This is a genomic window from Streptomyces poriticola (genome assembly GCF_036689765.1).
Taxonomy (GTDB): domain Bacteria; phylum Actinomycetota; class Actinomycetes; order Streptomycetales; family Streptomycetaceae; genus Streptomyces; species Streptomyces poriticola.
Genome location: NZ_JBAGKH010000002.1, coordinates 247,911 through 270,197, shown reverse-complemented (window position 1 = coordinate 270,197; position 22,287 = coordinate 247,911). Strand labels below are relative to the sequence as shown.

Here is a 22,287-nt window from a genome sequence, read left to right as displayed (position 1 = left end):
AGACATGGCAGACAATTCCCGTCCGGCCCGCCCGGTCATTCTGGGACAGAACCAGTACGGCAAGGCCGAGAACCGGGTCGTCAAGATCACGCGGGACGGCGCCACCCACCACATCAAGGACCTGAACGTCTCCGTCGCCCTCTCCGGCGACATGGAAGAGGTCCATTACTCGGGTTCCAACGCCAACGTCCTGCCGACCGACACCACCAAGAACACGGTGTTCGCGTTCGCCAAGGAGCACGGCATCGAGTCGGCCGAGCAGTTCGGCATCCACCTCGCCCGGCACTTCGTCACCTCGCAGGAGCCGATCCACCGCGCCCGGATCCGCATCGAGGAGTACGCCTGGGAGCGCATCGCCACCTCCGACGCGAACTCCAGGTTCATCGGTGCCGACGAGGTCAAGCACTCCTTCGTCCGCAAGGGCCAGGAGATCCGCACCACCCAGATCACCTACGACGGTGAGAGCTGGGAGGTGGTCTCCGGCCTGAAGGACCTGGTCGTGATGAACTCGACCAACTCCGAGTTCTGGGGCTACGTCAAGGACAAGTACACGACGCTCCAGGAGGCCTACGACCGCATCCTGGCCACCCAGGTCGCCGGCCAGTGGCGGTTCAGCTGGTCCGACGACGAGCAGAAGATGCCCAACTGGGAGAGGTCCTACGAGCAGGTGAAGAAGCACATGCTCCAGGCCTTCGCCGAGACCTACTCGCTGTCGCTGCAGCAGACGCTGTACCAGATGGGCTCGCGGATCATCAACAACCGCAGCGAGATCGACGAGGTCCGCTTCTCCCTCCCGAACAAGCACCACTTCCTGGTGGACCTGGAGCCGTTCGGGCTGAAGAACGACAATGAGGTGTACTACGCCGCGGACCGCCCCTACGGCCTGATCGAGGCCACCATCCTGCGGGACGGCTGCGAGGCCCGTATCCCGGTCGACATGACCAACCTCTGACGCGGGACGCGCCCCGGCCGGCCGGCACCGGCCGCGGGCGCGCCGCACCGGAGGCCCGTCGCCGTCACGCCCGACCAGTTCCTCCACCATCTCGGCACCCGGAGCCGCCCCACGGCTGCGGCACTCAAAACCTCCCAGGGTCCTGCCGTGCCCTCCCCGTGGGTACTCCCCACTCACGGGCCGCCACCGAAAGACAAGGAAGCACCATGGCACCTTCGGCAGCCCGGCGCACCGTCATCGAGAACTGCGCGATCGCCACGGTGGACGCGGGCGACACCGAGTACGCCTCCGGCCACCTCGTGCTGGCGGGCAACCGGATCGAGTCGGTCGGCGCCGGACGCGCCCCCGAGGGCCTGGAGAACGTCGTGCGCCGGATCGACGCCGACGGCCATCTGGCCACGCCCGGCCTCGTCAACACCCACCACCACTACTACCAGTGGATCACCCGGGGCCTGGCCACCGACCACAACCTGTTCAACTGGCTGGTCGCGCTCTACCCGGTGTGGGCGCGCATCGACGAGCAGATGACCTACGCCGCCGCGCAGGGGTCCCTCGCCATGATGGCCCGCGGCGGTGTCACCACCGCCATGGACCACCACTACGTCTTCCCGCACGGCTCGGGCGACCTGTCCGGGGCGATCATCCGCGCCGCCCGTGAGACGGGCGTCCGCTTCACCCTCGCCCGCGGCTCCATGGACCGCAGCGAGAAGGACGGCGGCCTGCCGCCGGACTTCGCCGTCGAGACCCTCGACGGCGCCCTGGCCGCCACCGAGGAGACCGTCAAGCGGCACCACGACGCCTCCTTCGACGCCATGACCCAGGTCGCCGTCGCCCCCTGCTCTCCGTTCTCCGTCTCCACCGAACTGCTCCGGCAGGGCGCGGAGCTGGCCCGCCGGCTCGGCGTACGGCTGCACACGCACGGCTCGGAGACGGTCGAGGAGGAGAAGTTCTGCCACGAGCTGTTCGGCATGGGCCCGACCGACTACTTCGAGTCCACCGGCTGGCTCGGCGAGGACGTGTGGATGGCGCACTGCGTCCACATGAACGACTCCGACATCGCCGCCTTCGCCCGGACGAAGACCGGTGTCGCGCACTGCCCGTCGTCCAACGCCCGGCTGGCCGCCGGCATCGCCCGGGTGCCCGACATGCTCGCCGCCGGGGTGCCGGTCGGCCTCGGCGTCGACGGCACCGCCTCCAACGAGTCCGGTGAGCTCCACACCGAGCTGCGCAACGCCCTGCTGATCAACCGGCTCGGCGCGCACCGCGAGGCCGCGCTGAACGCCCGGCAGGCGCTGCGGCTGGGCACCTTCGGCGGGGCGCAGGTGCTGGGCCGGGCCGCCGAGACCGGATCCCTGGAGGCCGGCAAGCTCGCCGACGTCGTGCTGTGGAAGATGGACACGCTCGCCCACGCCTCCATCGCCGACCCGGTGACCGCCCTCGTCTTCGGTGCCGCCGCCCCGGTCACGGCCTCGTTCGTCAACGGCCGCCAGATCGTCGAGGACGGCCGGCTGCTCACCGTCGACGAGGACGCCGTCGCCCGCGCCACCCGGGACGAGGCGCAGCGGCTGGCGCGGATCGTCGCACAGGCCTGACCCGTACCGACGTCCCGGACGGACGTACGGCTCGATCTCCGGCCGGGAGGGACGGCTCCCGGTCGGCGGCCGTGGACCCGAGCGGGGTCCACGGCGGCCGTCTCCGGGGTGCGCGTGGAAGCGCGCACCCCGGAACGGTGCCTCCGTTTCCCCGGAACGGTCCGTCCCGGTCCCGCACGACCACCCGCACCACCTCCCTGAAACCCACGTCGGAGCCGACGTGTACCCGACCGGAGGAGAGCCGCCGTGGCCGACCACCCAGTTGACGAGAAGCTGCCGCCACTCAAGATGGCGACCACCGGCCTGCAGCATGTGGCCGCCATGTACGCGGGAGTCGTCGCCCCGCCCCTGATCGTCGGAGCAGCCATCGGCCTGTCCGCCGGCGAGCTGACCTTTCTCACCGGCGCCTGTCTGTTCACCGCGGGCCTCGCCACCCTGCTGCAGACCCTCGGCATCTGGAAGATCGGCGCCAGGCTGCCCTTCGTCAACGGCGTCACCTTCGCCGGTGTCGCCCCCATGACCGCGATCGTCGCCGCCACCCCGGACAAGGACGACGCACTGCCGATCATCTTCGGCGCGGTCATCGTCGCCGGTCTGCTCGGCTTCGTCGCCGCCCCCTTCTTCAGCAAGGCCATCCGCTTCTTCCCGCCGGTCGTCACCGGCACCGTCATCACCCTGATCGGGGTCTCGCTGCTGCCCGTGGCCTTCGGCTGGGCCCAGGGCGCCGGTCCCGCCGCGGACGACTACGGCTCGGCGACCAACCTGGGGCTGGCGGCGATCACCCTGGTCATCGTCCTCGTCCTGCGCCGCTTCACCCGGGGCTTCGTCAAGCAGGTCGCGGTGCTGCTGGGCCTGGTCGTCGGCACGCTCATGGCGATCCCGTTCGGCGTGACCGACTTCGGCCCGGTGGGCGACGCCGACATCGTCGGTTTCCCGACCCCGTTCCACTTCGGCGCGCCGCAGTTCCAGGTCGCGGCGATCATCTCGCTGTGCGTGGTGATGGTGGTCTCCATGACCGAGTCCACCGCCGACATGCTCGCCCTCGGCGAGATCGTGGACCGCAGGGCGGACGAGAAGACCATCGCCGCCGGGCTGCGGGCGGACACCCTCGGCTCGGCGCTCAGCCCGCTCTTCAACGGCTTCATGTGCAGCGCCTTCGCCCAGAACATCGGCCTCGTCGCGATGACCCGGATCCGCAGCCGGTTCGTCGTCGCCACCGGAGGCGGCTTCCTGATCCTGATGGGCCTGTGCCCCGTCGCCGCCTCCCTCATCGCCGTCGTCCCCCGACCGGTGCTCGGCGGCGCCGGAGTGGTGCTGTTCGGCTCGGTCGCGGCCAGCGGCATCCAGACCCTCGCCCGCGCCGGTCTGGACCGGGACAACAACGTGCTGATCGTGGCCGTCTCGCTGGCCGTCGGGATCATCCCGATCGCGGCGCCGGAGTTCTACCACGCCTTCCCGGAGAACGCGAAGATCGTCCTGGACTCGGGCATCTCCACCGGCTGCGTCGCCGCGGTCCTGCTCAACCTGGTCTTCAACCACCTCGGCAAGAACCCGGACGCCCAGGACGTCACCCACCCGATGGAGGCCGGGGAGGAGATCACGAACCCGCCGAAAGCCCCGGCCACACCGTGAACCGGACCCCGGCCCCGCGCCCCCGGGCCGGCACCCGCCCGCCCGGTGCCACGGGGGCGCCGGGCCGCGGCGCCGGTCCGGGCCCTACAGCCCGAACAGCCCCGGCTCGACCGCCAGTTCCTTGAAGCGTCTCTGCGGATCGGCCAGGAGTCTGCGCTCGCGCAGGTCCATCAGACCGCCGACCGCGTCGATCTCGGCCGCGACCGTGCCGTCCGCCTTCCGGACGAGCTGCCGGATCCGGAACGTCCTGCCCTCCCCCCACTCGAACACGCACGTCACCTCGATCTCGTCCCCGGCGACCAGCTCCCGCCGGAAGCGGATGGTGGTCTCCAGGGCCACCGGGCCCACGCCCCGGGCGACCAGGTCGGCCTGCCGGATACCGGCCGCCTGCAGCAGCGACCAGCGGGCATGCTCGGCGTAGTTGAGATACACGGCCTGGTTCAGATGGCCCTGGGTGTCGGTCTCGTAGCCGCGGACGGTCAACGGGACGGAAAACGGTTCGCTCACGGCCTGGTTGCTCCCTCTCCTGGTGCCGCTGACGCGGTGTGATCCTGCTGACCGACCGATCTTGGCATGGGCATCACGCCCGCCGGGGCGAGGCCAGGAGGTAGCGCTTCCGCGTCCTCGGGTCCGTGTGCTCGCCGACCTGCCAGCCTGCACGCTGCAGGGTGTCCGCGCACCCCCGCCGGGTCGCCGCGTCCGGCTCGTGCACGGCGACGGCGTCCGGCTGCGGCGTCGCACGGACCCGGTAGCCGGGACCGTCCCCCGGGCCCGCCGGACGGTGCCCGGCCGCCTCCAGGGCGAGCGCGGCGGCCTGCACCAGATGCGTACGCTCCCAGCCGCACGGGAGGTCCGTCGCACCGTCCGGACGCGTCATCCGGCGCAGCTCCAGCAGCCCCTGCCAGGCCCCGCGCACCTCGCGCAGCCGGCCCGCCCCACCGCCCCCCGGGACCTGCGCGCTCTCCGCCTCGCCGCCGGTCCGCGCGGTGAACACTCCGTCGGACGGCTCGGGCTGCGGCGGGGCGGGCGCCGGGGCGTCACCGCGCAGGCCGGTGCCCGCCCCGTCCCCGGCCTCCCGTATCCGGTGCCCGGCCGGGGTGAGGAAGCAGTCGTGCGGCGGACGGGGATGCCGGAAGGCATACCCCCGCTTCACCAGCGCCGCGAGCTGCGCCTGAGTGCCCTTCAGCCGCCCGGTGACGGGATCGGCGGCCTCGATGACCCGGCGCTGCGCGGCGCTCGGCGGTCGTGTCACGGCGTGCTCCTCCCCGGTCGGCGGCCCGGGTCCGACCTGTTCGAAGGCTACGCCGGGGGTCTGACATTCCAGCCCGCGATCACCGGCCGTCCGTGCTCGGTGCCCAGTCGGCACAGGGTGCCGGTGGCCAGCTGGAACAGGGCGCCGGCCGAGGCCGGCAGGCCCAGCCGGCGGGCGGTCAGCACCCGCAGGAAGTGCCCGTGCGCCACCAGCACCACCGCCCCCTCGGTGTTGGCGAACGCGGCGTCCGCCCGGGCCAGCACCCGGTCGGCACGCTCCCCGACCTGCTCCGGGGTCTCCCCGGGATGCTCCGGCGGACCGGGCGGCACCCCGTCGCGGAACAGGAACCAGTCCGGCCGGGTCCGGTGGATCTCGACCGTGGTGATCCCCTCGTATCCGCCGTAGTCCCACTCGCGCAGGTCCGCGTCGACCCGCGGCTCGTGCAGCCCGATCAGCTCCGCCGTCTCCCTGGCCCGCCGGAGCGGGCTGACGAACGCGGCCCCGATCCGGTGCGAGCGGATCAGCGGCACCAGTCGCCGCGCCTCGTCCCGCCCGTGCTCGGTCAGCGGCACGTCCGTCCAGCCGGTGTGCCGGCCGGACCGCGACCACTCGGTCTCGCCGTGCCGTACCAGGAAGAGATCGCTCATGCGGCCCAGGCTACGGTCCGGCCGGGCGGGGCGCCGCTCGGCCGGAGACGGGGCACGCCGGCGCCGGAAGGAACTCTTCCGGTCGATGAGGCATCCGGCCCGGCACGGTCTCGCGATGCTGCTCTTCCTGCTTGTCCTCCTCGGCGGCAGGCTCGCGGCGGCCGGTGCGCTGGGCAACGCCGTGGCGACGCTGGCGCATCCGGTCGCAGGACCGGGTGCGCCGCACCGGGCACCCCGTGCAGCGGCTGTGGGTGCCCACCCGCGCGTTCTCCGCGTCGACGTGGCGTTTCGCCGTGTGCGTGCTGCTTTCCGACCTGTGGCTGGTGTCGGCGGCGGTCGTGTTCGGCGGCGACGGCATCTTCACCGAGTTCCGGATGGGGTGTCCCGGAATGATGGACCCGTCGGGGGAGGAGTACCAGGCCGCGGTGGTGAGCGGCCTGCACACCACCGCGTGGTGGTCCTTCGGCGCCGCGGCCCTGCTGCGCTGCCGGATCACTGCCGGTGTGCAGCTGGCCCTGCTGCCGTCGGCCGCGCATGGATCGGCGCCTTCGGCACCTCCTACCGCTGACGCCGTGCCCCGTCGCCGGTCACTGCCGGTATCCGCCCAGGAACCGACCGATCCGGCCGATCGCCGCCTCCAGGTCCTCGGCGTGCGGCAGCGTCAGGATGCGGAAGTGGTCCGGGGTCGGCCAGTTGAAGCCGGTGCCCTGAACGACCTGGATCTTCTCCCGGAGCAGCAGGTCCAGGACGAACCTCTCGTCGTCGTGGACGGCGTGCACCTTCGGGTCGATCCGCGGGAACGCGTACAGCGCGCCCTTGGGCTTCACACAGGACACGCCCGGGATCTCGTTCAGCCTCTCCCAGGCCACGTCCCGCTGTTCGCGCAGCCGGCCGCCCGGCGCGGTCAGTTCGCCGATGGACTGCCGGCCGCCGAGCGCGGCCTGGATGGCGTACTGCGCGGGGGCGTTGGCGCACAGCCGCATGGAGGCCAGCATGGTCAGGCCCTCCAGATAGTCCCTGGCGTGCTGCTTGGGGCCGGTGACGACCAGCCAGCCGGACCGGAAGCCTGCCACCCGGTAGGTCTTCGACAGACCGCAGAAGGTCAGGACCACCAGGTCGGGGGCGAGCGAGGCGGCCGAGTGGTGGACCGCGCCGTCGTAGAGGATCTGGTCGTAGATCTCGTCGGCGAAGACCATCAGGCCGTGACGGCGGGCGAGATCGAGGATGCCCTCGAGGATCTCCTTCGGGTAGACCGCGCCGGTGGGGTTGTTCGGATTGATGATCACCACCGCCTTGGTGCGGTCGGTGATCTTCGACTCCATGTCGGCCAGGTCCGGGTACCACTCGGCCTGCTCGTCGCAGAGATAGTGGACCGCTCTGCCGCCCGCGAGGGTGGTCACCGCGGTCCAGAGCGGGAAGTCCGGTGCGGGGATCAGGATTTCGTCACCGTCCTCCACCAGGGCCTGTACGGCCATGGAGACCAGTTCGGAGACGCCGTTGCCCAGGAAGACGTCGTCGACGCCGGCCTCCAGGCCGCGGTCCTGGTAGCGCTGGGCGACCGCGCGGCGGGCGGAGAGGATGCCCCGCGAGTCGGTGTAGCCGTGTGCCTGCGGCAGCATCCGGATCATGTCCTGGAGGATCTCCTCCGGCGCCTCGAAGCCGAACAGCGCCGGGTTGCCGGTGTTCAGGCGCAGCACGCTGTGGCCCGCCTCCTCCAGGGCGTCGGCGTGCTCTATCACCGGGCCGCGGATCTCGTAGCAGACCTCGCTGAGTTTGTTCGACTGCCGGAACTCCATGCGCCGCTTCACCTCCGGTATCTGATGTTGCTTGGTTTTACCAAGCTCACACTTGGAAAGTCCAACACCTTGTCTAGACTGCGTCGCATGTCACCTCGCCGAAGCTACGACCAGTACTGTTCCGCCGCCCGCGCGCTCGACGCCGTCGGTGACCGCTGGACCCTGCTGATCGTCCGCGAGCTCCTCGCCGGTCCGCGGCGCTACACCGACCTGCACGCGGACCTGCCGGGCGTCAGCACGGACGTACTCGCCTCGCGGCTGAAGGACATGGAGCGCGACGGGCTGACCACCCGCCGCCGGCTGCCCCCGCCCGGGGCGGCCTACGTGTACGAACTCACCGTCCGGGGACGCGCGCTGCTGCCGGTGCTGCAGGCCCTGGGGGAGTGGGGCGCGGGCGAGCTGGGCGAGCGGCGGCCCACGGACGCGCTGCGCGCGCACTGGTTCGCGCTGCCCCTGCTGCGCTGTCTGGCCGGGGAGACCGGGCTGGTCGAAGTGCGGCTGGAGGAGGGCGACTTCCATCTGTACGCCGGGGCCGCTGACCGCCCCGTGTACGGCGACGGCCCGGCGCCCGAGGAGCCCGACGCCCGGCTCGCCCTGGACGCCGCCACCTGCGCCGCCGTCGCCCGGGGCGAGCTGGGCCTGGCCGACGCCGTCCGGGACGGCCGCGCCGAGGTGACCGGCGACGGCGCGCTCGCCAAGGCGCTGCGGGAGGCGTGAGGAACCGTGAGGAGAGGGCGAGGGGCCTGCACGCGCCCGGCCCCGGGGGAGGCCCAGGGCCCCGGGGGAGGCCCGTACTCCGTACGGAGCCGGGCCTCCTGACAGATACTCAGGCGCCGGGTGGCGGCGGCACCCGCGTCGGCCGCCCCGATCCGCGGGTCAGCACATAGCCGCCGACGCCGGCCAGCGCGGCCAGGGCGCCGCCCACCGCCGTCCACACCCACCGGTCGGACCACCAGCCGGACGACCAGCCGTCCTCGGGCTCGATGGCGGACAGCACGGCGGTGCCCGCCGAGTCCTCCGCCCCCTCCGCTTCCGCGTCGCGCTCCGCGCGCATCGCCACGCCCGGCACCAGCGGCTCGGCCAGCGAGCCGTCCACCGCCGCCGCGCCGCCCATGTCCCGGGAGTCCACCCGGACCTCGGCGCCGATCCGCAGCCCCAGGTCGGCGGTGGGCAGCCCGACGGCCGTCAGCCGGACGTAGTACGTGCCCGGCAGCGGGTCGTTCGCCCACGGCTCTGCCCAGGCGCGGACCGTGCGCAGCACGCAGGCCAGTTCGACGGAGGACGCGTCCGCGGCGGCGGTGCGCGTCTGAGCGCCGTACTGGCAGGCCTGGCGGCGCCGCAGCCCGTCGTACACGTCGATCCGCCAGGTCTCGGCGGCGTGGGTCTCGGGCAGCCGCACCGTCGCCCGCACGGTGGGGCGCTGACCGGCGTCCGCGGGGAACGACCAGTACAGATAGTCACCGGCGGAGCCGTCCGCCGTGGCCGTCCGCCCCTGGTCGACCTCGGCCGCGGTACGGAACGACGTGCCCGCCTCCGTGGGCGCCGGACCGTCCGCGGACGCACTCGGGGCGGGGGAGGTGTCGGCGACCGCGGGGGCCGCGGCGGCGGCGAGGGTCAGCAGGGCCGCGCCCAGTGTCCGTGCGATACGCATCAGTTGGTCCTCCAGACCGCGACCCGCCAGCGTGACAGCCGGCCCCACAGCAGACCGGCGACGAAGCCGGCCAGGATCAGCGCCCCGAGCAGCCACCAGCCGCGGCCGAGCCCGAAGGAGGCCACGTCGCCGGAGCCGCGCGGGCCGTCCACCACGTCGACCGTCAGCTCCAGCGGCAGACCCGGCGTCGACTTCACCCCGGAGGCCGCCGCGAAGGAGTGGGTGACCTGGAGGCACACCGTCTCGGCCCGGCTCTCCTCCTCGTCGCTCTCCGGCCTGGGATAGCGCAGCCCCGTCGAGATCATGTCCGTACGGCCGTTGTCCGCGGCCTCGCCGCGCACGATCTCCCGGCCGTGCACCGTCACCGCCCGCAGCAGCACCCCGTAGGAGGGCGCCACCGCCCGGTCGGCCGCCACGCTCACCGAGGCCCGCAGCTCCCGACCGGGCGGCACCTCGACCCGGTACCAGCGCTGCTGCCCGAACTCCTCGCGGTCGGTGTAGAGACCGGACGTCAGCGTCGGCGCGTCGGCGCAGCTCTGCGCACCCTCGGTGGCCACCGGTGTCACCACCGGGTCGGCCGCCCGGTCCACCAACTGGTTGACCCGGTCGGTGAGTTCGTCGGCGTGCTCGACGGAGGTGTAGGTGCCGCCGGTCGCCTCGGCGATACAGCTGAGCTGCCGCCGCATCTTGACGTTGGGGACCAGACCGAGGGTGTCGATGGTCAGCCCGATGCCCTTCGCGGCGATCTCCCGGGCCACCTCGCACGGGTCCAGCGGGGCGCAGGTGTCCTCACCGTCGCTGATCAGCACGATCCGCTTGGAGCCCGTGCCGCCCCGGAAGTCCTCGGCCGCCGCCAGCAGTGCGGGGCCGATCGGCGTCCAGCCGGTCGGCACCAGCGTCGCCACCGCGGTCTTGGCCTCGGTGCGGTCCAGCGGACCGACCGGGTACAGCTGCGCGGTGTCCTTGCAGCCGGTCTTGCGGTCGTCGCCCGCGTAGTCGGCGCCGAGGGTGCGGATCCCGAGCCGCACCTCCTCGGGCGTCGCGTCCAGGACCTCGTTGAACGCCTGCTTCGCCGCCGCCATCCGGGACTGGCCGTCGATGTCGCGGGTCCGCATCGACCCGCTCACGTCCAGTACCAGATCGACCTGCGGAGCATCGTCGCCCGTGGGTTCGCCGGCCGCCGCCCCGGCCGGAAACGCGAGCCCGGCCGTCACCGCGGCGAGCAGGGCGCACACGCCCGCCGCGAGCCGTGTTCTTGTGATCATCGGCGGATCCTATTGATCGCGGGTGGCCGGGGCCAAAACGGGGCTCCACACCGGTCGCAACAGGGCCTTCAGCGCAGCGGATTGGGCAGTTCCGTCCACAGATCGCCGGAGCGCTCCGGCGTCAGCCGCATCAGCGTCAGCGCCTTCACGGGCAGTGGATCCGCACGGAGCGCCGCCAGATCGGGCGTGTGCGGCAGCTCCCGTACGGCGGGTTCCAGCGCGGCACGCAGCGCCGCCCCCGATCCCGCCGTCCCCGCCAGCGCGCCCCCCACGAGCGACCCGAACAGCTTGCGGCGCAGGGCCGCCGCGTCGTCCGTGACCATCCGGGCGGGGAGTTCGGGCGCCGGGATGCCGTGCCGCGCCAGCCGGGCCGGACTGACCCGGATGTCGGCCAGATCCCGGTAGACCAGACGCCGTGGAGCACCGTCCGGCGCCAGGACGACCAGCAGGTTCTGGCCGTGCGCCTCCAGCGCCACACCCAGGTCGAGCAGACGCAGCCCGACGGTCAGCGCGAGCCGGGCGAAGGCCGTCAGCCACGCGGCGGAGCCCGGCAGTTCGGTGCCGTCCAGCGCGGCCACCGGGACCACATGCTCCCCCGGCGCCGCGTGCACCTGCGGCGACTCGCGCAGCACAGCGGCCAGGTCGGGGGAGTGCGCGGTCGCCGCGCCCAGCGTCCTGGTCATGTGCAGCAGCCCGTCCGAGCGGGCCGCCAGACGCTCCCCGAACGCCGACAGGACCGCCGAGGCGGCGACGGAGGCCACCGAGATGTCCCGCACCGAGGAGGTCAGCCGGGCGCTGAGCGCGGTCTTCACATGCGGCCCGCCGGGTACGGCGAGCGTGCGCAGCGACATCAGCGGGTGCGCGTCCGGCCCCGCGCCCGCCCCGCACGGCCGCTTCAGCACATGCTCCGCCTGCCAGGGGTGCACCGGCAGCAGCACCCGGCCGGGCTCCCGCAGCTCCGCCGGCCAGTCCCCCGCCACCAGGCACTCCGCCGCCGGCACCGGCATCAGCCCCAGCCGCACCACCGGGCCGTGCTCGGGCCCGTAGGAGAGCTGCTCGGCAACCGAGAAGCCGGGCCGGGAGCGGCAGCCGGGGTGGAAGGGATGCCCGTCGACCACCCGCCGCTCCCACTCCCAGTCGGTGCCGGGCCACTGTGGCCGGCGCGGGCCCTGCCCGGCCCGGGACAGCGCCAGCGACGCGACGCTGTGCCCGAGTTCGGCGGCGAAGCCGACGGCGTGCGGCACGGCGAGGTCGGTCAGCAGCCGGGCCGGATCCCGGTACGCCGCCCGGTCCAGGTGCACGGCGTCGACCCGGCCGTCGGTGCGGTACGGGTCGCAGGCCGGGCCGTGCAGCCTGCGCCCGTCGCGCAGCCGCAGCGTGAGCCCGTCGCCGTCCCGCTCCCGGCCCTCGATCCACGGCAGCGGCTCGTGGGCGAAGGCCCGCCACAGCCGGGTCAGCACGGCCGCGCGGGCACCGGGCAGCGCGGCGGTGAACCGGGGTACGAGCCCGGGGCGGAGGACGGCCAGCTCGTCGGCGACCTCGGCCTCGGCGTTGGGGGGACGGTGCACGGTCGGGCTCCTCGGGTACGAGTAGGGCGTCACGGCACGGTGACGACGACAGACATACTGATCGTCTCCGGCCTTTGGCAGACCGTAAGGAACGAGGGGACCGCGTGGACCTCCAGCCCTCGCCCGGCGCCGGCGCCGCGGCCCGCGCCGACGCCTGTGCGACCGTGCCGCTGCTGAACTGCCTGCTGCGGGAGGTGGCCGAACCCGTCCCCGGACCGGGCGACCGGCCCGTGTACCGGCTGCCCGGGGGCCGGCTGCTCCGGGTGCGCGGCGGCCGGCGGCCCGCGGAGCCCGAGGTGTACGCCGAGGGTGGCTGGTACCCGGTCGGCCACACCGAACTGGTCAAACTCGTCGGGGAGGAGCTGCGCCGGCACACCGGGCTGCCCAACCACGAACTCCCCGCCGAGATGATCGACAGCCGGGAGGCGGTGGCCGCGCTGCTGACCGCCCGCGCCCGGGCCGCCCCGCCCGGCGACCCCTATCTGCGCTCCGAGCAGTGCCTGCTCACCGGACATGCGTACCACCCCGCCCCCAAGGCGCGCGGAGGCGGTCCGCACGCCGGCTGGCTGCCCTACGCGCCGGAGGCGCACGCCCGCTTCCCGCTGACCCTGCTCGGTGTGCGCGAGGAAACGGTCGTCGAGGAGGGCGACACCGGCGCCCTCGACTCCCTGGGCCGGGTCCCGTCCGGCTACCGGCTGCTGCCCGCCCATCCCTGGCAGCTCGAACTGACCGCCCGCGCCCTCGCCCCGGCCTTCGCCGACGGCCGTCTGGTCCGGCTCGGCAGCACCTCCTTCCCCGTCTGGCCCACGGCCGCGATCCGCACCGTGTACGCGCCGGAGGCGGACCTGTTCCTGAAGTTCAGCCTGGACGTGCGCATCACCAACGACATCCGCCGGCTGTGGCGCCACGACCTGCTGAAGCTCCGCCGGACCGACACGGCGGTCACGGCGGCCTTCGAAGCGAGCCCACCCCCTGCCGGTGCCGCCTGGCTCGGCGACCGCGGCTACCGCACCGCGGACTTCGCCTTCGAGGAGCTCGCCGTCCTGGTCCGCGACGGCCTGCACGGCCGCGTGCGGCCCGGCGCGACCCCGCTGCTCGCCGCGGCGCTGACGGAGGGCTTCCCGGGCAGCCCGCTCGCCGGCGCGGCGGACCCGGGCGCCTGGTGGGAGTCCTACCTGGCCGCCGTGGTCCCGCCCGCCCTGACCGTCTTCGCCGGCCACGGCGTCGTCCTGGAGGCGCATCTGCAGAACACCCTGGTCGCCGTCGACGCGTCCGGCCTCCCGGTGCAGGCGCTCTTCCGGGACGCCGAGGGCGTCAGACTGCTGACGGACGTGGGCCGGAGAGCCGGCTGGGAGCGGCTGGTGTACTGCCTGGTGGTCAACCACCTGTGCGAGATCGCCGCCGCCCTGGCCGAGCACCACCCCGGCCTCGATCCCTGGCCCGCCGCCCGCCGCGCGCTGGCCCGCCACGACCTGCCGGAGATCCCGGCCCTGCTCACCTCGCCCGACCTGCCCGGCAAGACCAACCTGCTGCTGCGCTGGACCGGTGCGGACGGCGCCGACGCCCGCTACCGCCCACTGCCCAACCCGCTGCGCGTGCCCGCCTGACGGGCCGGATCCCGGCAGGTCGATTCGGGCAGGGTTTCGACCGTCCGACCGCCCTTGGAACCACGGCACGCTTTAGGGTGACTTTACTTTTGGAGAGCGAGCGCATCGCAGGAAGGCGGAGCATGACGTCGGAGCGTCGAAGATTCGAGACGACCGCACCGGAGCTGTCGGAGGAACTGCGCAGGCTGCGGAAGCTCAACGGTCTGACCCTTGCAGCGCTGGCGAAACGAACCAACTACAGCAAGTCGTCCTGGGAGCGCTACCTCAACGGCAAGGTGATCCCGCCGGAGTCCGCCGTACTGGCCTTCGCGCGCACCGTCGGCGTACGCCCCGAGGCACTCCTGGTGCTGCGGGACGCGGCGGAGAGCGCGGAGCGGGCGTCGGGACCGGCGGGCGGCGGTGACCCCGACGTGCGCGACGACACGGCCGTGCCGGACGAGACGGCGGCACCGGGCGGCGAGACCCGGCGGGCGCCGCGGGAGGCCGCGCCGGACGACCGGACGGGGGAGGCGGCAGCGGCCGGTCCGGCCGCCGGGGCGGTCGCGACCGTGACGAGCGACACCGCCGGGGACGCCGCGCCGGGTGGTGGCGACGGCGGGGGCGACGGTCGCCCCGGACCCCGGGGCGCGGGCGCCCGTCCGTGGCGCAAGGGCCTTCTCTTCGCGGGCGTCGCCGGGTTCGGCGCGGCGCTGGGGCTGGCTGTCGGCATCCCCCTCGGCCAGGAGCGCGCCGACGGCGACCGCAGGACGTCCGCCGTGTCGGGATGCATCGGCTCCGAGTGCCGCGAGAAGGACCCGCAGCGCCTCAACTGCCACATAGGTGTCTGGACGGCGGCGGCCGCCCAACGCGGGGACATCTACCTGGAGTTGCGGTACAGCCCCGGGTGCCGGGCGGCCTGGGCGCGGATCACCGAGGCGGGAGTGGGCGACGTCGCCCGGGTCGAGACCGAGCACGGAGTGACCCAGGAGCGGGCGATCAGCTACGACGGGGACACCTACTCCCCGATGGTCGAGGCGCCCTACCCGGCCGCTGTCCGGGCCTGTGCCGAACTGCTGGACGGGCGGGAGTTCTGCACGGAGGACGGCGGGGCGTCGCCGATGCGGGAGGCGGTCACCGACGAGAACGAACGGACCTGACCGCCGGTCACCGTGCGGAGCGGGCGTCAGCGTTTCTCGTAGGGGTCCGACGGCTCCGGGACCCGTGTGACGGTGCGGGCGTCCAGCAGGGGCGGCCAGGTGGCCGACGGGCCCGGGCCGCCCTCGGGCCGCCAGATGCCCGTCACCGTCACCCAGGTGTCCGGCTCCGGCGCGGGTGCGCCCAGGACCTCCACCCGGCCGGCCGTGGCGTCGGCCGCGCAGCAACCGACCAGCAGCCGGGTCACGTACCAGCTCCCGTCCCCGCGCGTGACGAAGCCGGTCAGCCGGACCGTACGGCCCTGCAGTGAGCGTCCGCTGTCGTAGACGGCCCGGGAACCGAACTCGGCCACGCTCAGGTCCACCGGGTCGACGGCGGGCAGCGGGGGGAAGGTGCCCACGCCGTTCGCCGACGGCCGCGGGCCCTCGTCGCGGGCCGCGCTGTAGGAGCCGAGCGCGGGCGGCGGGAACAGGAGCAGGGCGGCGGCGGGGAGCGCGAGCAGCCAGGCGACCCGCGGTCCTCCGCCCGGGTGGGAGTGGCCGTGCCCGTGCGCGTCCTGATGCTCGGTCAGCGCATCTTCCCGGTCCGCACGTTCCCGGTCCGTCCCCTCGCGTGGCGTGCGGCCGGTCAGCGCCGCCCGCACCAGCCCGAGCAGCCCCAGCAGCGCCCCCGACGCGATCAGGTACGGACGCAGCCCGGCCTGCACGTACCTCAGATACAGGTCGCCGAACAGCGAGATCCGCAGTACCGCGCCCGCCGTCAGCAGCAACAGCACGGCAGGCCCGTACCGCCTCACAGCAGCCACCATCCCGTCAGCACGCTGCTCGCCACCGCGACCACCCATGTCGCCGACGAGAACCGGACGGCGAACGCGCGCCCGAACGTCCCCGCCTGCAGTGCGAACAGCTTGAGGTCGACCATCGGACCGACCACCATGAACGCCAGCCCCGCGGTCGGCGGGAAGGCGCTCAGCGACGCCGCCACGAACGCGTCGCCCTCGCTGCACATGCACAGCACCACGGCGAGCAGCGACAGTAGCAGCACCGACAGCCAGACGGATCCCGTGAAGAGGTCCAGCAGCCCGGGCGGCACCACGACGCCGAAGGTCGCCGCCGCGGCCGAACCGACCACCAGGAACCCTCCGGCGTGCAGGAAGTCGTGCTGCAGGCCGGCGGTGAAGGCCTGCAACCGGGAGGTACCCGAACCGGCCGTTCGCGCCGACGGCAGCCGCAGCCACTTCTCCCGCCCGAAGCGCGCCCACAGCCAGCCCATCACGACGGCGGCCGCGAGCGAGGCCACCAGCCGGGCCGCCACCATCATCGGCTGTCCCGGGAACGCGATGGAGGTGGCGACCAGGACGACGGGATTGATCGCGGGAGAGGAGAGCAGGAACGCGAGGGCGGCGGCGGGGGCGACCCCGCGCCGCATCAGGCTGCCCGCCACCGGCACGGACGCGCACTCGCACCCGGGCAGCACCGCCCCCGCCACCCCGGCGACGGGCACGGCCAGCGCCGGGCTGCGCGGCAGCAGCCGGCGGAAGACGCGCTCGGGTACGAAGGCGCCGATGGCGGCGGAGACGAGCGCACCGAGGAGCAGGAACGGGACGGCCTGCACGACGACCGCCGCGAAGACGGTCCACCAGGCGGCCACCGCGGGGGTGTACAGGTCGACGGCGAGTATCGGTCCGAGCACCGTCGCGACCATCACGACCGTGCCGAGCGCGAGGCCGCCGACGACGGCGTACACCAGCGTCCGCACCCCGAGCCGGACGGCGTCGGCCGGTCCGACCCTGCCCGGCCCGTATTCCTGATCGCTCACACCGCTCACACCGCTCACACCGCTCACACCGCTCACCCCGCCGCCCCGCCGGCCGCGGCACCGACACTGAAACCGACACGCCGCACCCTAGCGGCGGCGCGCAGGGTGGTCTCACCGGGCGTCTGCACTGCGCAGGGTGAGGATGCGGACGGTGCGCTCGCCGCTGTGTGCGTCCCGGCCGTGCCAGCAGCGGTAGTTGTCCAGGACCAGGATGTCGCCCTCGGCGAGCGGGAAACGCGGCAGGGCGGCCTCGGCGCCGTGCACCGCGTCGCGGAGGCGGGTCAGCAGCGCGTGCACCTGCTCACCGTCCGGGTCGCGGTGGATCGGTGCGGCGCCGTCGGTGCGGCGGACGATGCGCCGGCCGGTGCGGGTGTACTCGACGTGCCGTCCGACCCGCGGAGTGGCCGGCAGGCCGCGCAGCCCGGCCCAGGAGCCGTACAGATCGACGTCGGTTCCGGTGAGGAAGTCCAGCATCTCGGGGTCGGTGGCGGTGAGGCCGTCGACGAAGGCGTGGGCGTCCAGGGCGAAGGAGTCGCCCCCGGCGGGCGCCGGGCGGCCGCACTGCACCAGGACGTGGTCCTCGTCGGGGTCGCGCCTGCGGTGCGGGACACCGCCGACGTCGACGACCACGTCGAAGCTGTCGGCGTGCAGATGGACCGGGCCGGCGTCGCGCGAGGTGCGCACCCGGTGCGGGTACAGCTCGCGCAGCCGGTGCCCGAGGAGGTGTGCCGCGGCGACGACCAGGGCGTCGGCGGTGTTCTCGTGGCCGGTGAGGATCACCGCGCCGTCGCGGTGCAGCAGCCGGCGGGCCTCGTCCCCCACGCCGGCCCGCACCCGCGCGGGGACTACGCCGGGCGGCTGCACGGTCCCGGGCTGCCGTGTCACGAGGCCGCCCGCTCCTCCCGGGAGCCGGCGTCGGCCGTCCCGGGGCGGCTGGAGAAGGTGCGGGCGCTGGGCACGAGGGCGGCGGCGGCCGGTGCGGCGAAGCAGACGAGCGTGCAGGCCGCGAGCACCGCCGTGGTGCCGAAGGCGTCGATGGCGGGGGCGATCAGCGCGAGCCCGACCGGGGCGAGGCCGTAGGAGAGCAGGAAGTCCAGGGAGGAGACCCGGGCGAGCTTGTCCGGTGCGACCTCGCGCTGGGTGGCGGTGAACCACGGCACGTTGAACAGTTCGATGCCGATACCCGCGACGGCGTAGGCGGCCATCACCCCGACGGGATGCACCGGGAACAGCAGGCTGAGCGGGGCGAGTCCGTACGCGGCGAGGCCGGCCAGGGCGGCCCGGCCGGGGGAGCGGGGGCGCAGCCGGGCGACTATCAGGGCACCGGCCAGGGCACCGGCGGTGTAGGCGGTCATCGCGCCCGCGAGCACCACCTCGGTTCCGAACTCGTCCCGGCTGACCAGAGGAAGGGCCACGCCGGTCGCGGAGTAGCCGGTGGCGATGACGGCGGTCAGTGCGCCCAGGCCCGCGAGGAACCACGGGTGCCTGCGGGCCTCGCGGACGCCTTCGGCGAACTCGGTGAGGAACGGCACGCGTCCCGCTCCGGAGCCGCTCCCGGCCGTGCCGGGCGTCGCGCCGGCGGGGGTGCCGCGACCGGGGACGCACGCGGCGACCAGCCACAGCAGTCCGACGCCGATCAGCAGCGACCCGATGTCCAGGACCACCGCGAGCAGCGCGGCCAGCGAGGGCCCCACGAGAGTGGTGACCCGGACCGCCAGCGTCATCGCGGCGTTGGCCTGCTGCCTGCGCTCGGCGTCCACCACCTCGGCGGTCAGCGCCTGGAAGGCGGGGCGGCAGGCGCCCTGCCCGGCCCCGGCCACCGCGGCGGCCACCGCCATCAGCAGGACCGAGCGGCCGAGCCCCGCCGCGATCACCGGGGCCGCGGTGCCGGCGGCAAGTCCCGCCCACAGCACGACGCCCCGGCGGGAGTGCCGGTCGGCCAGCACCCCGGCGACGGGCACCGCCGCGAGGAATCCGGCGGTGCGGGCCGCGAGCAGCAGACCGAGTTCGGTGGCGGTGAGGGTGCGGTCGAGCACCGCGAGGCCGAGGACGAACGGCAGGGCCCAGGTGGCCAGGCCCGATGCCGTGGCCCCCGTCCAGAGCCGGAGGAACGCGACGTCGAGCAGGATCGGCCGCTGCTTGTCGGTGCGGGCTTCGGGGGCCGTAGTCGGTGCGGGTGGGGTGGGCACGTCGGAGCGCTCCTGTCCTGGGCGGGATCGGTCGGGCCGGACGCGCGGTCCGGTCACGTCGGCCATGAAAGTATCGTAATGATAATCATTACCGTTAAGGTGTTCGTCGGCCGGCCCGCCTGCTGCCGTCGGCACGGCCGGACACGTCGTCTCCCGTCCTGCTCCATCCACCGGAGGATCCATGCACCACCCCGCACGCCTCGGCGTCGCCCTGGCCGCCCTCGCGCTCACCGCTGTCGGCTGCTCCTCGTCGGAGAACGGCTCCGGAGGCTCCGGAGGCTCCGGCGGAAACGCGGCCGCCTCGGCCGCGACCGTGACCAGCTGCGGCCGCGAACTCTCCTTCGACGCACCGCCGGAGCGTGCCGTCACCCTGGACCAGTCCGCCACCGAGACACTGCTGGAGCTCGGCCTGGCGGACCGCATGGCCGGGACGGCCTATCTGAAGACCAAGGTCGCCGAGGAGTACCAGGACGCCTACGCCCGGGTGCCGGTGCTCAGCCCCGACATCCTCACCGGCGAACAACTGCGCGCGGCCACCCCCGACCTGGTCGTGGGCTCCTTCGAGGACCACTACTCCAAGGACCGGGTCGGCACCCGCGAGGAACTCGCCGAACTGGACCTGCCCACCTACGTCAGCGCGGTGGACTGCCCCGAGCACGGTGACCCGGACAAGACCCCCTTCGACCTCCTCTTCGACGACTACCGCAACTACGGCACCGTCTTCGGCGTCGAGGACCGTGCGGCCGAACTCGTCGACGAACAGCGTGCCGTGGTGGAAGAGGCGGCCGGGACCGCGGAGAAGGTCACGGGCGAACCGACCGTCGTCTGGCTGTACTCGATCTACGACAACAAGCCCTACGTCGCCGGGAAGGGCGGCCTGCCCAGCGAGATGAGCAGGCTCGTGGGCGCGAAGAACGCCTTCGACGACGTCGACGAGGAGTGGCCGGAGGTCTCCTGGGAGCAGATCGCCGACCGCGACCCGGACTTCATCGTGGTCGGCGACCTCTCCGAGCGCGGCAAGCCCGGGGACAGCGCCGAGGAGAAGCTCACGACGATGCGTGAGGACCCGGTGGTGTCCAGGCTGACCGCCGTCGAGAAGAACCGGATCATCGAGGTGCCCGGGATCGAGATGGACCCGTCGGTGCGCACCACGCACACCCTCGGCCTGCTCATCGCGGGAATGAAGGACCTCGGGCATGTCCGCTAGGTCCGGTGCCCCGGGCCCGTCGGACCTGCTGCACCCGGCGGCTCCGGTGCCGACCGGACCGCCGGCACCGGAGCCCGCCGGGCCGCCGGCACCGGAGCCCGCCGGGCCGCCGGCACCGGCGACCCGGGTTCCTCCCGGTTCCGGCCCGTCGACCGCCTCCCGGGCCGTGCTGCTCCTCCTCGGCGTGCTGCTGCTGGCCGGGTCGGTGGCGGTGTCGGTGCGGATCGGCGCGGCCGACGTCGGATACGCGGACCTCGGCCGGGTGCTGGGCCCCCGGCTCGGGCTCGACGTGGAGCCGCTGCCGCCGCTGGCCGACTCGCTGATCTGGGACCTGCGGGTCCCGCGTGTGCTGATGGCGGCACTGGTCGGCGCCACGCTCGCGGCCTGTGGCGCGGTGCTGCAGGCGGTCACCCGCAATCCGCTCGCCGAGCCCTATCTGCTGGGCATCTCCTCCGGGGCGTCGACCGGCGCCGTGTGCGTGGTCGTGCTCGGTGCGGGGGCGGGCGCGTTCGGGGTGACCGGCGGGGCGTTCGCGGGCGCCCTGCTCTCCTTCGGCACCCTGCTGCTCCTGCTGCGCAGGACGGGGCTCGACTCCGCCCGGATCGTGCTGACGGGCGTGGTGGTGGCCGAGCTGTTCGCGGCGCTTACCGCGCTGATCCTGACCGCTTCCGGGGACGCCGAGTCCACTCGTGCGATCACCCACTGGCTGCTCGGCTCCATGGCGTCGACGCGCTGGGACTCGGTGGTCCTGTGCGCGGTGGCCTGCGCGGTGGGGCTGGTGCTCTTCCGGCTGCACGCCGGCGCCCTCGACGCGTTCGCCTTCGGTAGCGACACGGCCTCGTCGCTCGGCGTCGACGTCCGGGCCGTGCGCCGGGTGCTGCTGCTGGTGACCGCGGTACTGACCGCGGTCGCGGTCGCCTCCGTCGGGGCCATCGGCTTCGTCGGGCTGATCGTGCCCCACGGAGTGCGGTTCGTCGTCGGCCCGCTGCACCGCTCGCTGCTGCCCTTCTCCGCCGTCGTCGGGGCGGTGTTCCTGGTGTGGACGGACGCGCTGGCCCGGGTGGCCTTCGCCCCCCAGGAGGTGCCGGTGGGCGTGTTCACCGCCCTGCTCGGCGTCCCCCTGTTCCTGCTGGTGCTGCGCAAGCGAGGTGAGCTGTGAGAATCGGCGCCGAACGGCTGACCTGGTCGGCGTCCGGCCGGGCGATCGTCGACGACGTCACCCTGGAGGTCGCGCCGGGGGAGACGGCCGGGCTGATCGGCCCCAACGGCTCCGGCAAGTCCTCCCTGCTGCGCTGCCTCGCCGGGCTGCGGCCGCCCACGGCGGGTACCGTGCGCTACGACGGCGAGCCGATCGCCGACTGGGGCGTCCGGCGTGTCGCCCGGCACGTCGCCTTCGTCGAGCAGGCCGCCGACACCGACACCGACCTGCGGGTCGCCGACGTCGTCGGCCTCGGCCGCACCCCGTTCCGCGACCGCTGGCGCGGCCCCGACGCCACCGACCGCGCGGTCGTCGTCGCCGCCCTCGACCGCCTCGGGCTGACCGGACTCGCCGACCGCCACTGGAAGTCGCTCTCCGGAGGCGAACGCCAGCGCGCCCACATCGCCCGCGCACTGGCCCAGCGACCGTGGTGCATCCTGCTCGACGAGCCGACCAACCACCTCGACATCAAGCACCAGCTGGAACTGATGGAGCTGCTGGCCGGCACCGAGCAGACGGTACTGGTCGCCCTGCACGACCTCTCCCTGGCCGCCCGCTACTGCGACCGGCTCCTGCTGATGCACCAGGGCCGCCTGGTCGCCGCCGGCCCGCCCGCGGACGTCCTGACCCCGGCCCGGCTCGCCGAGGTCTTCGGGGTCGACGCCGAGGTCGGCCGGGACGGCCTGGGCAACCTCGCGGTCTCCTACCGCGGCACGGCCGCACCCGTAGGGGCGCCGCTCTGACGCCACCTCACCCCTCTCCCGTTCACCTTTCCCTGA

Annotated in this window: 20 protein-coding genes; 9 read left to right on the top strand and 11 right to left on the bottom strand. The window is 73.8% G+C overall.

What is annotated here, in order from left to right; all coding sequences use genetic code 11:
- The first annotated feature begins 4 nt into the window (after positions 1-4).
- The 3 genes from pucL (at position 5) to V5O46_RS03875 (ending at position 4,176) form a co-directional block, all read left to right on the top strand.
- A complete protein-coding gene (gene pucL / locus V5O46_RS03885; protein WP_332882966.1) occupies positions 5-952 on the top strand; it encodes a factor-independent urate hydroxylase in 948 nt (315 codons plus the stop codon).
- Positions 953-1,158: 206 nt separating this feature from the next.
- Positions 1,159-2,544: an 8-oxoguanine deaminase gene (locus tag V5O46_RS03880; RefSeq protein WP_332882965.1), complete on the top strand. Its 1,386-nt coding sequence runs from the start codon at positions 1,159-1,161 to the stop codon at positions 2,542-2,544.
- Positions 2,545-2,790: 246 nt separating this feature from the next.
- The gene (locus V5O46_RS03875) at positions 2,791-4,176 is read left to right on the top strand and encodes a nucleobase:cation symporter-2 family protein (RefSeq protein ID WP_332882964.1); all 1,386 of its coding nucleotides are present in this window, start codon (positions 2,791-2,793) and stop codon (positions 4,174-4,176) included.
- A gap of 84 nt (positions 4,177-4,260) precedes the next feature.
- Here the strand turns inward: V5O46_RS03875 and V5O46_RS03870 are convergent, their stop codons facing one another.
- The 4 genes from V5O46_RS03870 to V5O46_RS03855 all read right to left on the bottom strand — a co-directional run bounded on the left by V5O46_RS03870 (position 4,261) and on the right by V5O46_RS03855 (position 7,871).
- On the bottom strand, positions 4,261-4,683 hold the full coding sequence (locus tag V5O46_RS03870; protein WP_332882963.1) for an acyl-CoA thioesterase: 423 nt from the start codon (positions 4,681-4,683) through the stop codon (positions 4,261-4,263).
- A gap of 73 nt (positions 4,684-4,756) precedes the next feature.
- Positions 4,757-5,428, bottom strand: a complete 672-nt coding sequence (locus V5O46_RS03865; RefSeq protein WP_332882962.1) for a hypothetical protein — start codon at positions 5,426-5,428, stop codon at positions 4,757-4,759.
- A 47-nt stretch (positions 5,429-5,475) separates the two neighbouring features.
- Positions 5,476-6,075 carry a histidine phosphatase family protein gene (locus tag V5O46_RS03860; protein WP_332882961.1) on the bottom strand — a complete coding sequence of 200 codons (600 nt, stop codon included), beginning with the start codon at positions 6,073-6,075 and terminating at the stop codon, positions 5,476-5,478.
- A 587-nt stretch (positions 6,076-6,662) separates the two neighbouring features.
- Positions 6,663-7,871: a pyridoxal phosphate-dependent aminotransferase gene (locus V5O46_RS03855; RefSeq protein WP_332882960.1), complete on the bottom strand. Its 1,209-nt coding sequence runs from the start codon at positions 7,869-7,871 to the stop codon at positions 6,663-6,665.
- Between the two features lie 87 nt (positions 7,872-7,958).
- On the opposite strand from V5O46_RS03855, the gene V5O46_RS03850 reads away from it, so the two are divergent.
- Positions 7,959-8,588, top strand: a complete 630-nt coding sequence (locus V5O46_RS03850; RefSeq protein WP_332882959.1) for a winged helix-turn-helix transcriptional regulator — start codon at positions 7,959-7,961, stop codon at positions 8,586-8,588.
- Between the two features lie 109 nt (positions 8,589-8,697).
- On the opposite strand, the gene V5O46_RS03845 is transcribed toward V5O46_RS03850, so the two are convergent.
- The 3 genes from V5O46_RS03845 to V5O46_RS03835 form a co-directional block, all read right to left on the bottom strand.
- Positions 8,698-9,522, bottom strand: a complete 825-nt coding sequence (locus V5O46_RS03845; protein ID WP_332882958.1) for a hypothetical protein — start codon at positions 9,520-9,522, stop codon at positions 8,698-8,700.
- Complete coding sequence (locus V5O46_RS03840; protein ID WP_332882957.1) at positions 9,522-10,787, bottom strand: VWA domain-containing protein; 1,266 nt, start codon at positions 10,785-10,787, stop codon at positions 9,522-9,524. Before V5O46_RS03840 ends, V5O46_RS03845 begins: the two co-directional genes overlap by 1 nt.
- Positions 10,788-10,855: 68 nt before the next feature.
- On the bottom strand, positions 10,856-12,355 hold the full coding sequence (locus tag V5O46_RS03835; RefSeq protein WP_332882956.1) for an IucA/IucC family protein: 1,500 nt from the start codon (positions 12,353-12,355) through the stop codon (positions 10,856-10,858).
- 104 nt (positions 12,356-12,459) lie between these two features.
- Here V5O46_RS03835 and V5O46_RS03830 point away from each other — a divergent pair, with 104 nt between their 5' ends.
- Together V5O46_RS03830 and V5O46_RS03825 are read left to right on the top strand one after the other, a co-directional pair.
- Positions 12,460-13,962, top strand: coding sequence for an IucA/IucC family protein (locus V5O46_RS03830; protein WP_332882955.1), 1,503 nt, complete (start codon positions 12,460-12,462; stop codon positions 13,960-13,962).
- Positions 13,963-14,084: 122 nt separating this feature from the next.
- Positions 14,085-15,098 (top strand): helix-turn-helix domain-containing protein, encoded by a 1,014-nt coding sequence (locus tag V5O46_RS03825; RefSeq protein WP_332882954.1) that lies wholly within the window; start codon positions 14,085-14,087, stop codon positions 15,096-15,098.
- Positions 15,099-15,124: 26 nt separating this feature from the next.
- Here V5O46_RS03825 and V5O46_RS03820 read toward each other — a convergent pair whose 3' ends face one another.
- From V5O46_RS03820 to V5O46_RS03805, 4 genes are all read right to left on the bottom strand, one after another.
- Entirely contained in the window at positions 15,125-15,892 is a 768-nt protein-coding gene (locus V5O46_RS03820) for a TIGR03943 family putative permease subunit (protein ID WP_332882953.1), read from the bottom strand.
- Positions 15,889-16,914: a permease gene (locus tag V5O46_RS03815; RefSeq protein ID WP_332882952.1), complete on the bottom strand. Its 1,026-nt coding sequence runs from the start codon at positions 16,912-16,914 to the stop codon at positions 15,889-15,891. The genes V5O46_RS03820 and V5O46_RS03815 overlap by 4 nt, the downstream gene beginning before the upstream one ends.
- Before the next feature lie 111 nt (positions 16,915-17,025).
- Positions 17,026-17,799: a TauD/TfdA family dioxygenase gene (locus tag V5O46_RS03810; RefSeq protein ID WP_332882951.1), complete on the bottom strand. Its 774-nt coding sequence runs from the start codon at positions 17,797-17,799 to the stop codon at positions 17,026-17,028.
- Positions 17,796-19,103: an MFS transporter gene (locus tag V5O46_RS03805; RefSeq protein WP_408648901.1), complete on the bottom strand. Its 1,308-nt coding sequence runs from the start codon at positions 19,101-19,103 to the stop codon at positions 17,796-17,798. Before V5O46_RS03805 ends, V5O46_RS03810 begins: the two co-directional genes overlap by 4 nt.
- Before the next feature lie 181 nt (positions 19,104-19,284).
- Between V5O46_RS03805 and V5O46_RS03800 the strand changes: the two genes are divergently transcribed.
- From V5O46_RS03800 to V5O46_RS03790, 3 genes are read left to right on the top strand one after another with little or no spacing between them, the layout of a single operon-like run.
- Positions 19,285-20,310, top strand: a complete 1,026-nt coding sequence (locus V5O46_RS03800; RefSeq protein WP_332882949.1) for an ABC transporter substrate-binding protein — start codon at positions 19,285-19,287, stop codon at positions 20,308-20,310.
- Complete coding sequence (locus V5O46_RS03795; RefSeq protein ID WP_332882948.1) at positions 20,300-21,469, top strand: FecCD family ABC transporter permease; 1,170 nt, start codon at positions 20,300-20,302, stop codon at positions 21,467-21,469. The genes V5O46_RS03800 and V5O46_RS03795 overlap by 11 nt, the downstream gene beginning before the upstream one ends.
- The gene (locus V5O46_RS03790) at positions 21,466-22,251 is read left to right on the top strand and encodes an ABC transporter ATP-binding protein (RefSeq protein ID WP_332882947.1); all 786 of its coding nucleotides are present in this window, start codon (positions 21,466-21,468) and stop codon (positions 22,249-22,251) included. The genes V5O46_RS03795 and V5O46_RS03790 overlap by 4 nt, the downstream gene beginning before the upstream one ends.
- Positions 22,252-22,287 lie beyond the last annotated feature (36 nt).

Bases quoted from the DNA above. Each gene is read 5' to 3' on its own strand.
- V5O46_RS03860 (WP_332882961.1), bottom strand. From the start codon at position 6,075: ATGAGCGATCTCTTCCTGGTACGGCACGGCGAGACCGAGTGGTCGCGG.
- V5O46_RS03845 (WP_332882958.1), bottom strand. From the start codon at position 9,522: ATGCGTATCGCACGGACACTGGGCGCGGCCCTGCTGACCCTCGCCGCC.
- V5O46_RS03825 (WP_332882954.1), top strand. From the start codon at position 14,085: ATGACGTCGGAGCGTCGAAGATTCGAGACGACCGCACCGGAGCTGTCG.
- V5O46_RS03795 (WP_332882948.1), top strand. From the start codon at position 20,300: ATGTCCGCTAGGTCCGGTGCCCCGGGCCCGTCGGACCTGCTGCACCCG.
- pucL (WP_332882966.1), top strand. From the start codon at position 5: ATGGCAGACAATTCCCGTCCGGCCCGCCCGGTCATTCTGGGACAGAAC.
- V5O46_RS03880 (WP_332882965.1), top strand. From the start codon at position 1,159: ATGGCACCTTCGGCAGCCCGGCGCACCGTCATCGAGAACTGCGCGATC.
- V5O46_RS03840 (WP_332882957.1), bottom strand. From the start codon at position 10,787: ATGATCACAAGAACACGGCTCGCGGCGGGCGTGTGCGCCCTGCTCGCC.
- V5O46_RS03800 (WP_332882949.1), top strand. From the start codon at position 19,285: ATGCACCACCCCGCACGCCTCGGCGTCGCCCTGGCCGCCCTCGCGCTC.
- V5O46_RS03850 (WP_332882959.1), top strand. From the start codon at position 7,959: ATGTCACCTCGCCGAAGCTACGACCAGTACTGTTCCGCCGCCCGCGCG.
- V5O46_RS03855 (WP_332882960.1), bottom strand. From the start codon at position 7,871: ATGGAGTTCCGGCAGTCGAACAAACTCAGCGAGGTCTGCTACGAGATC.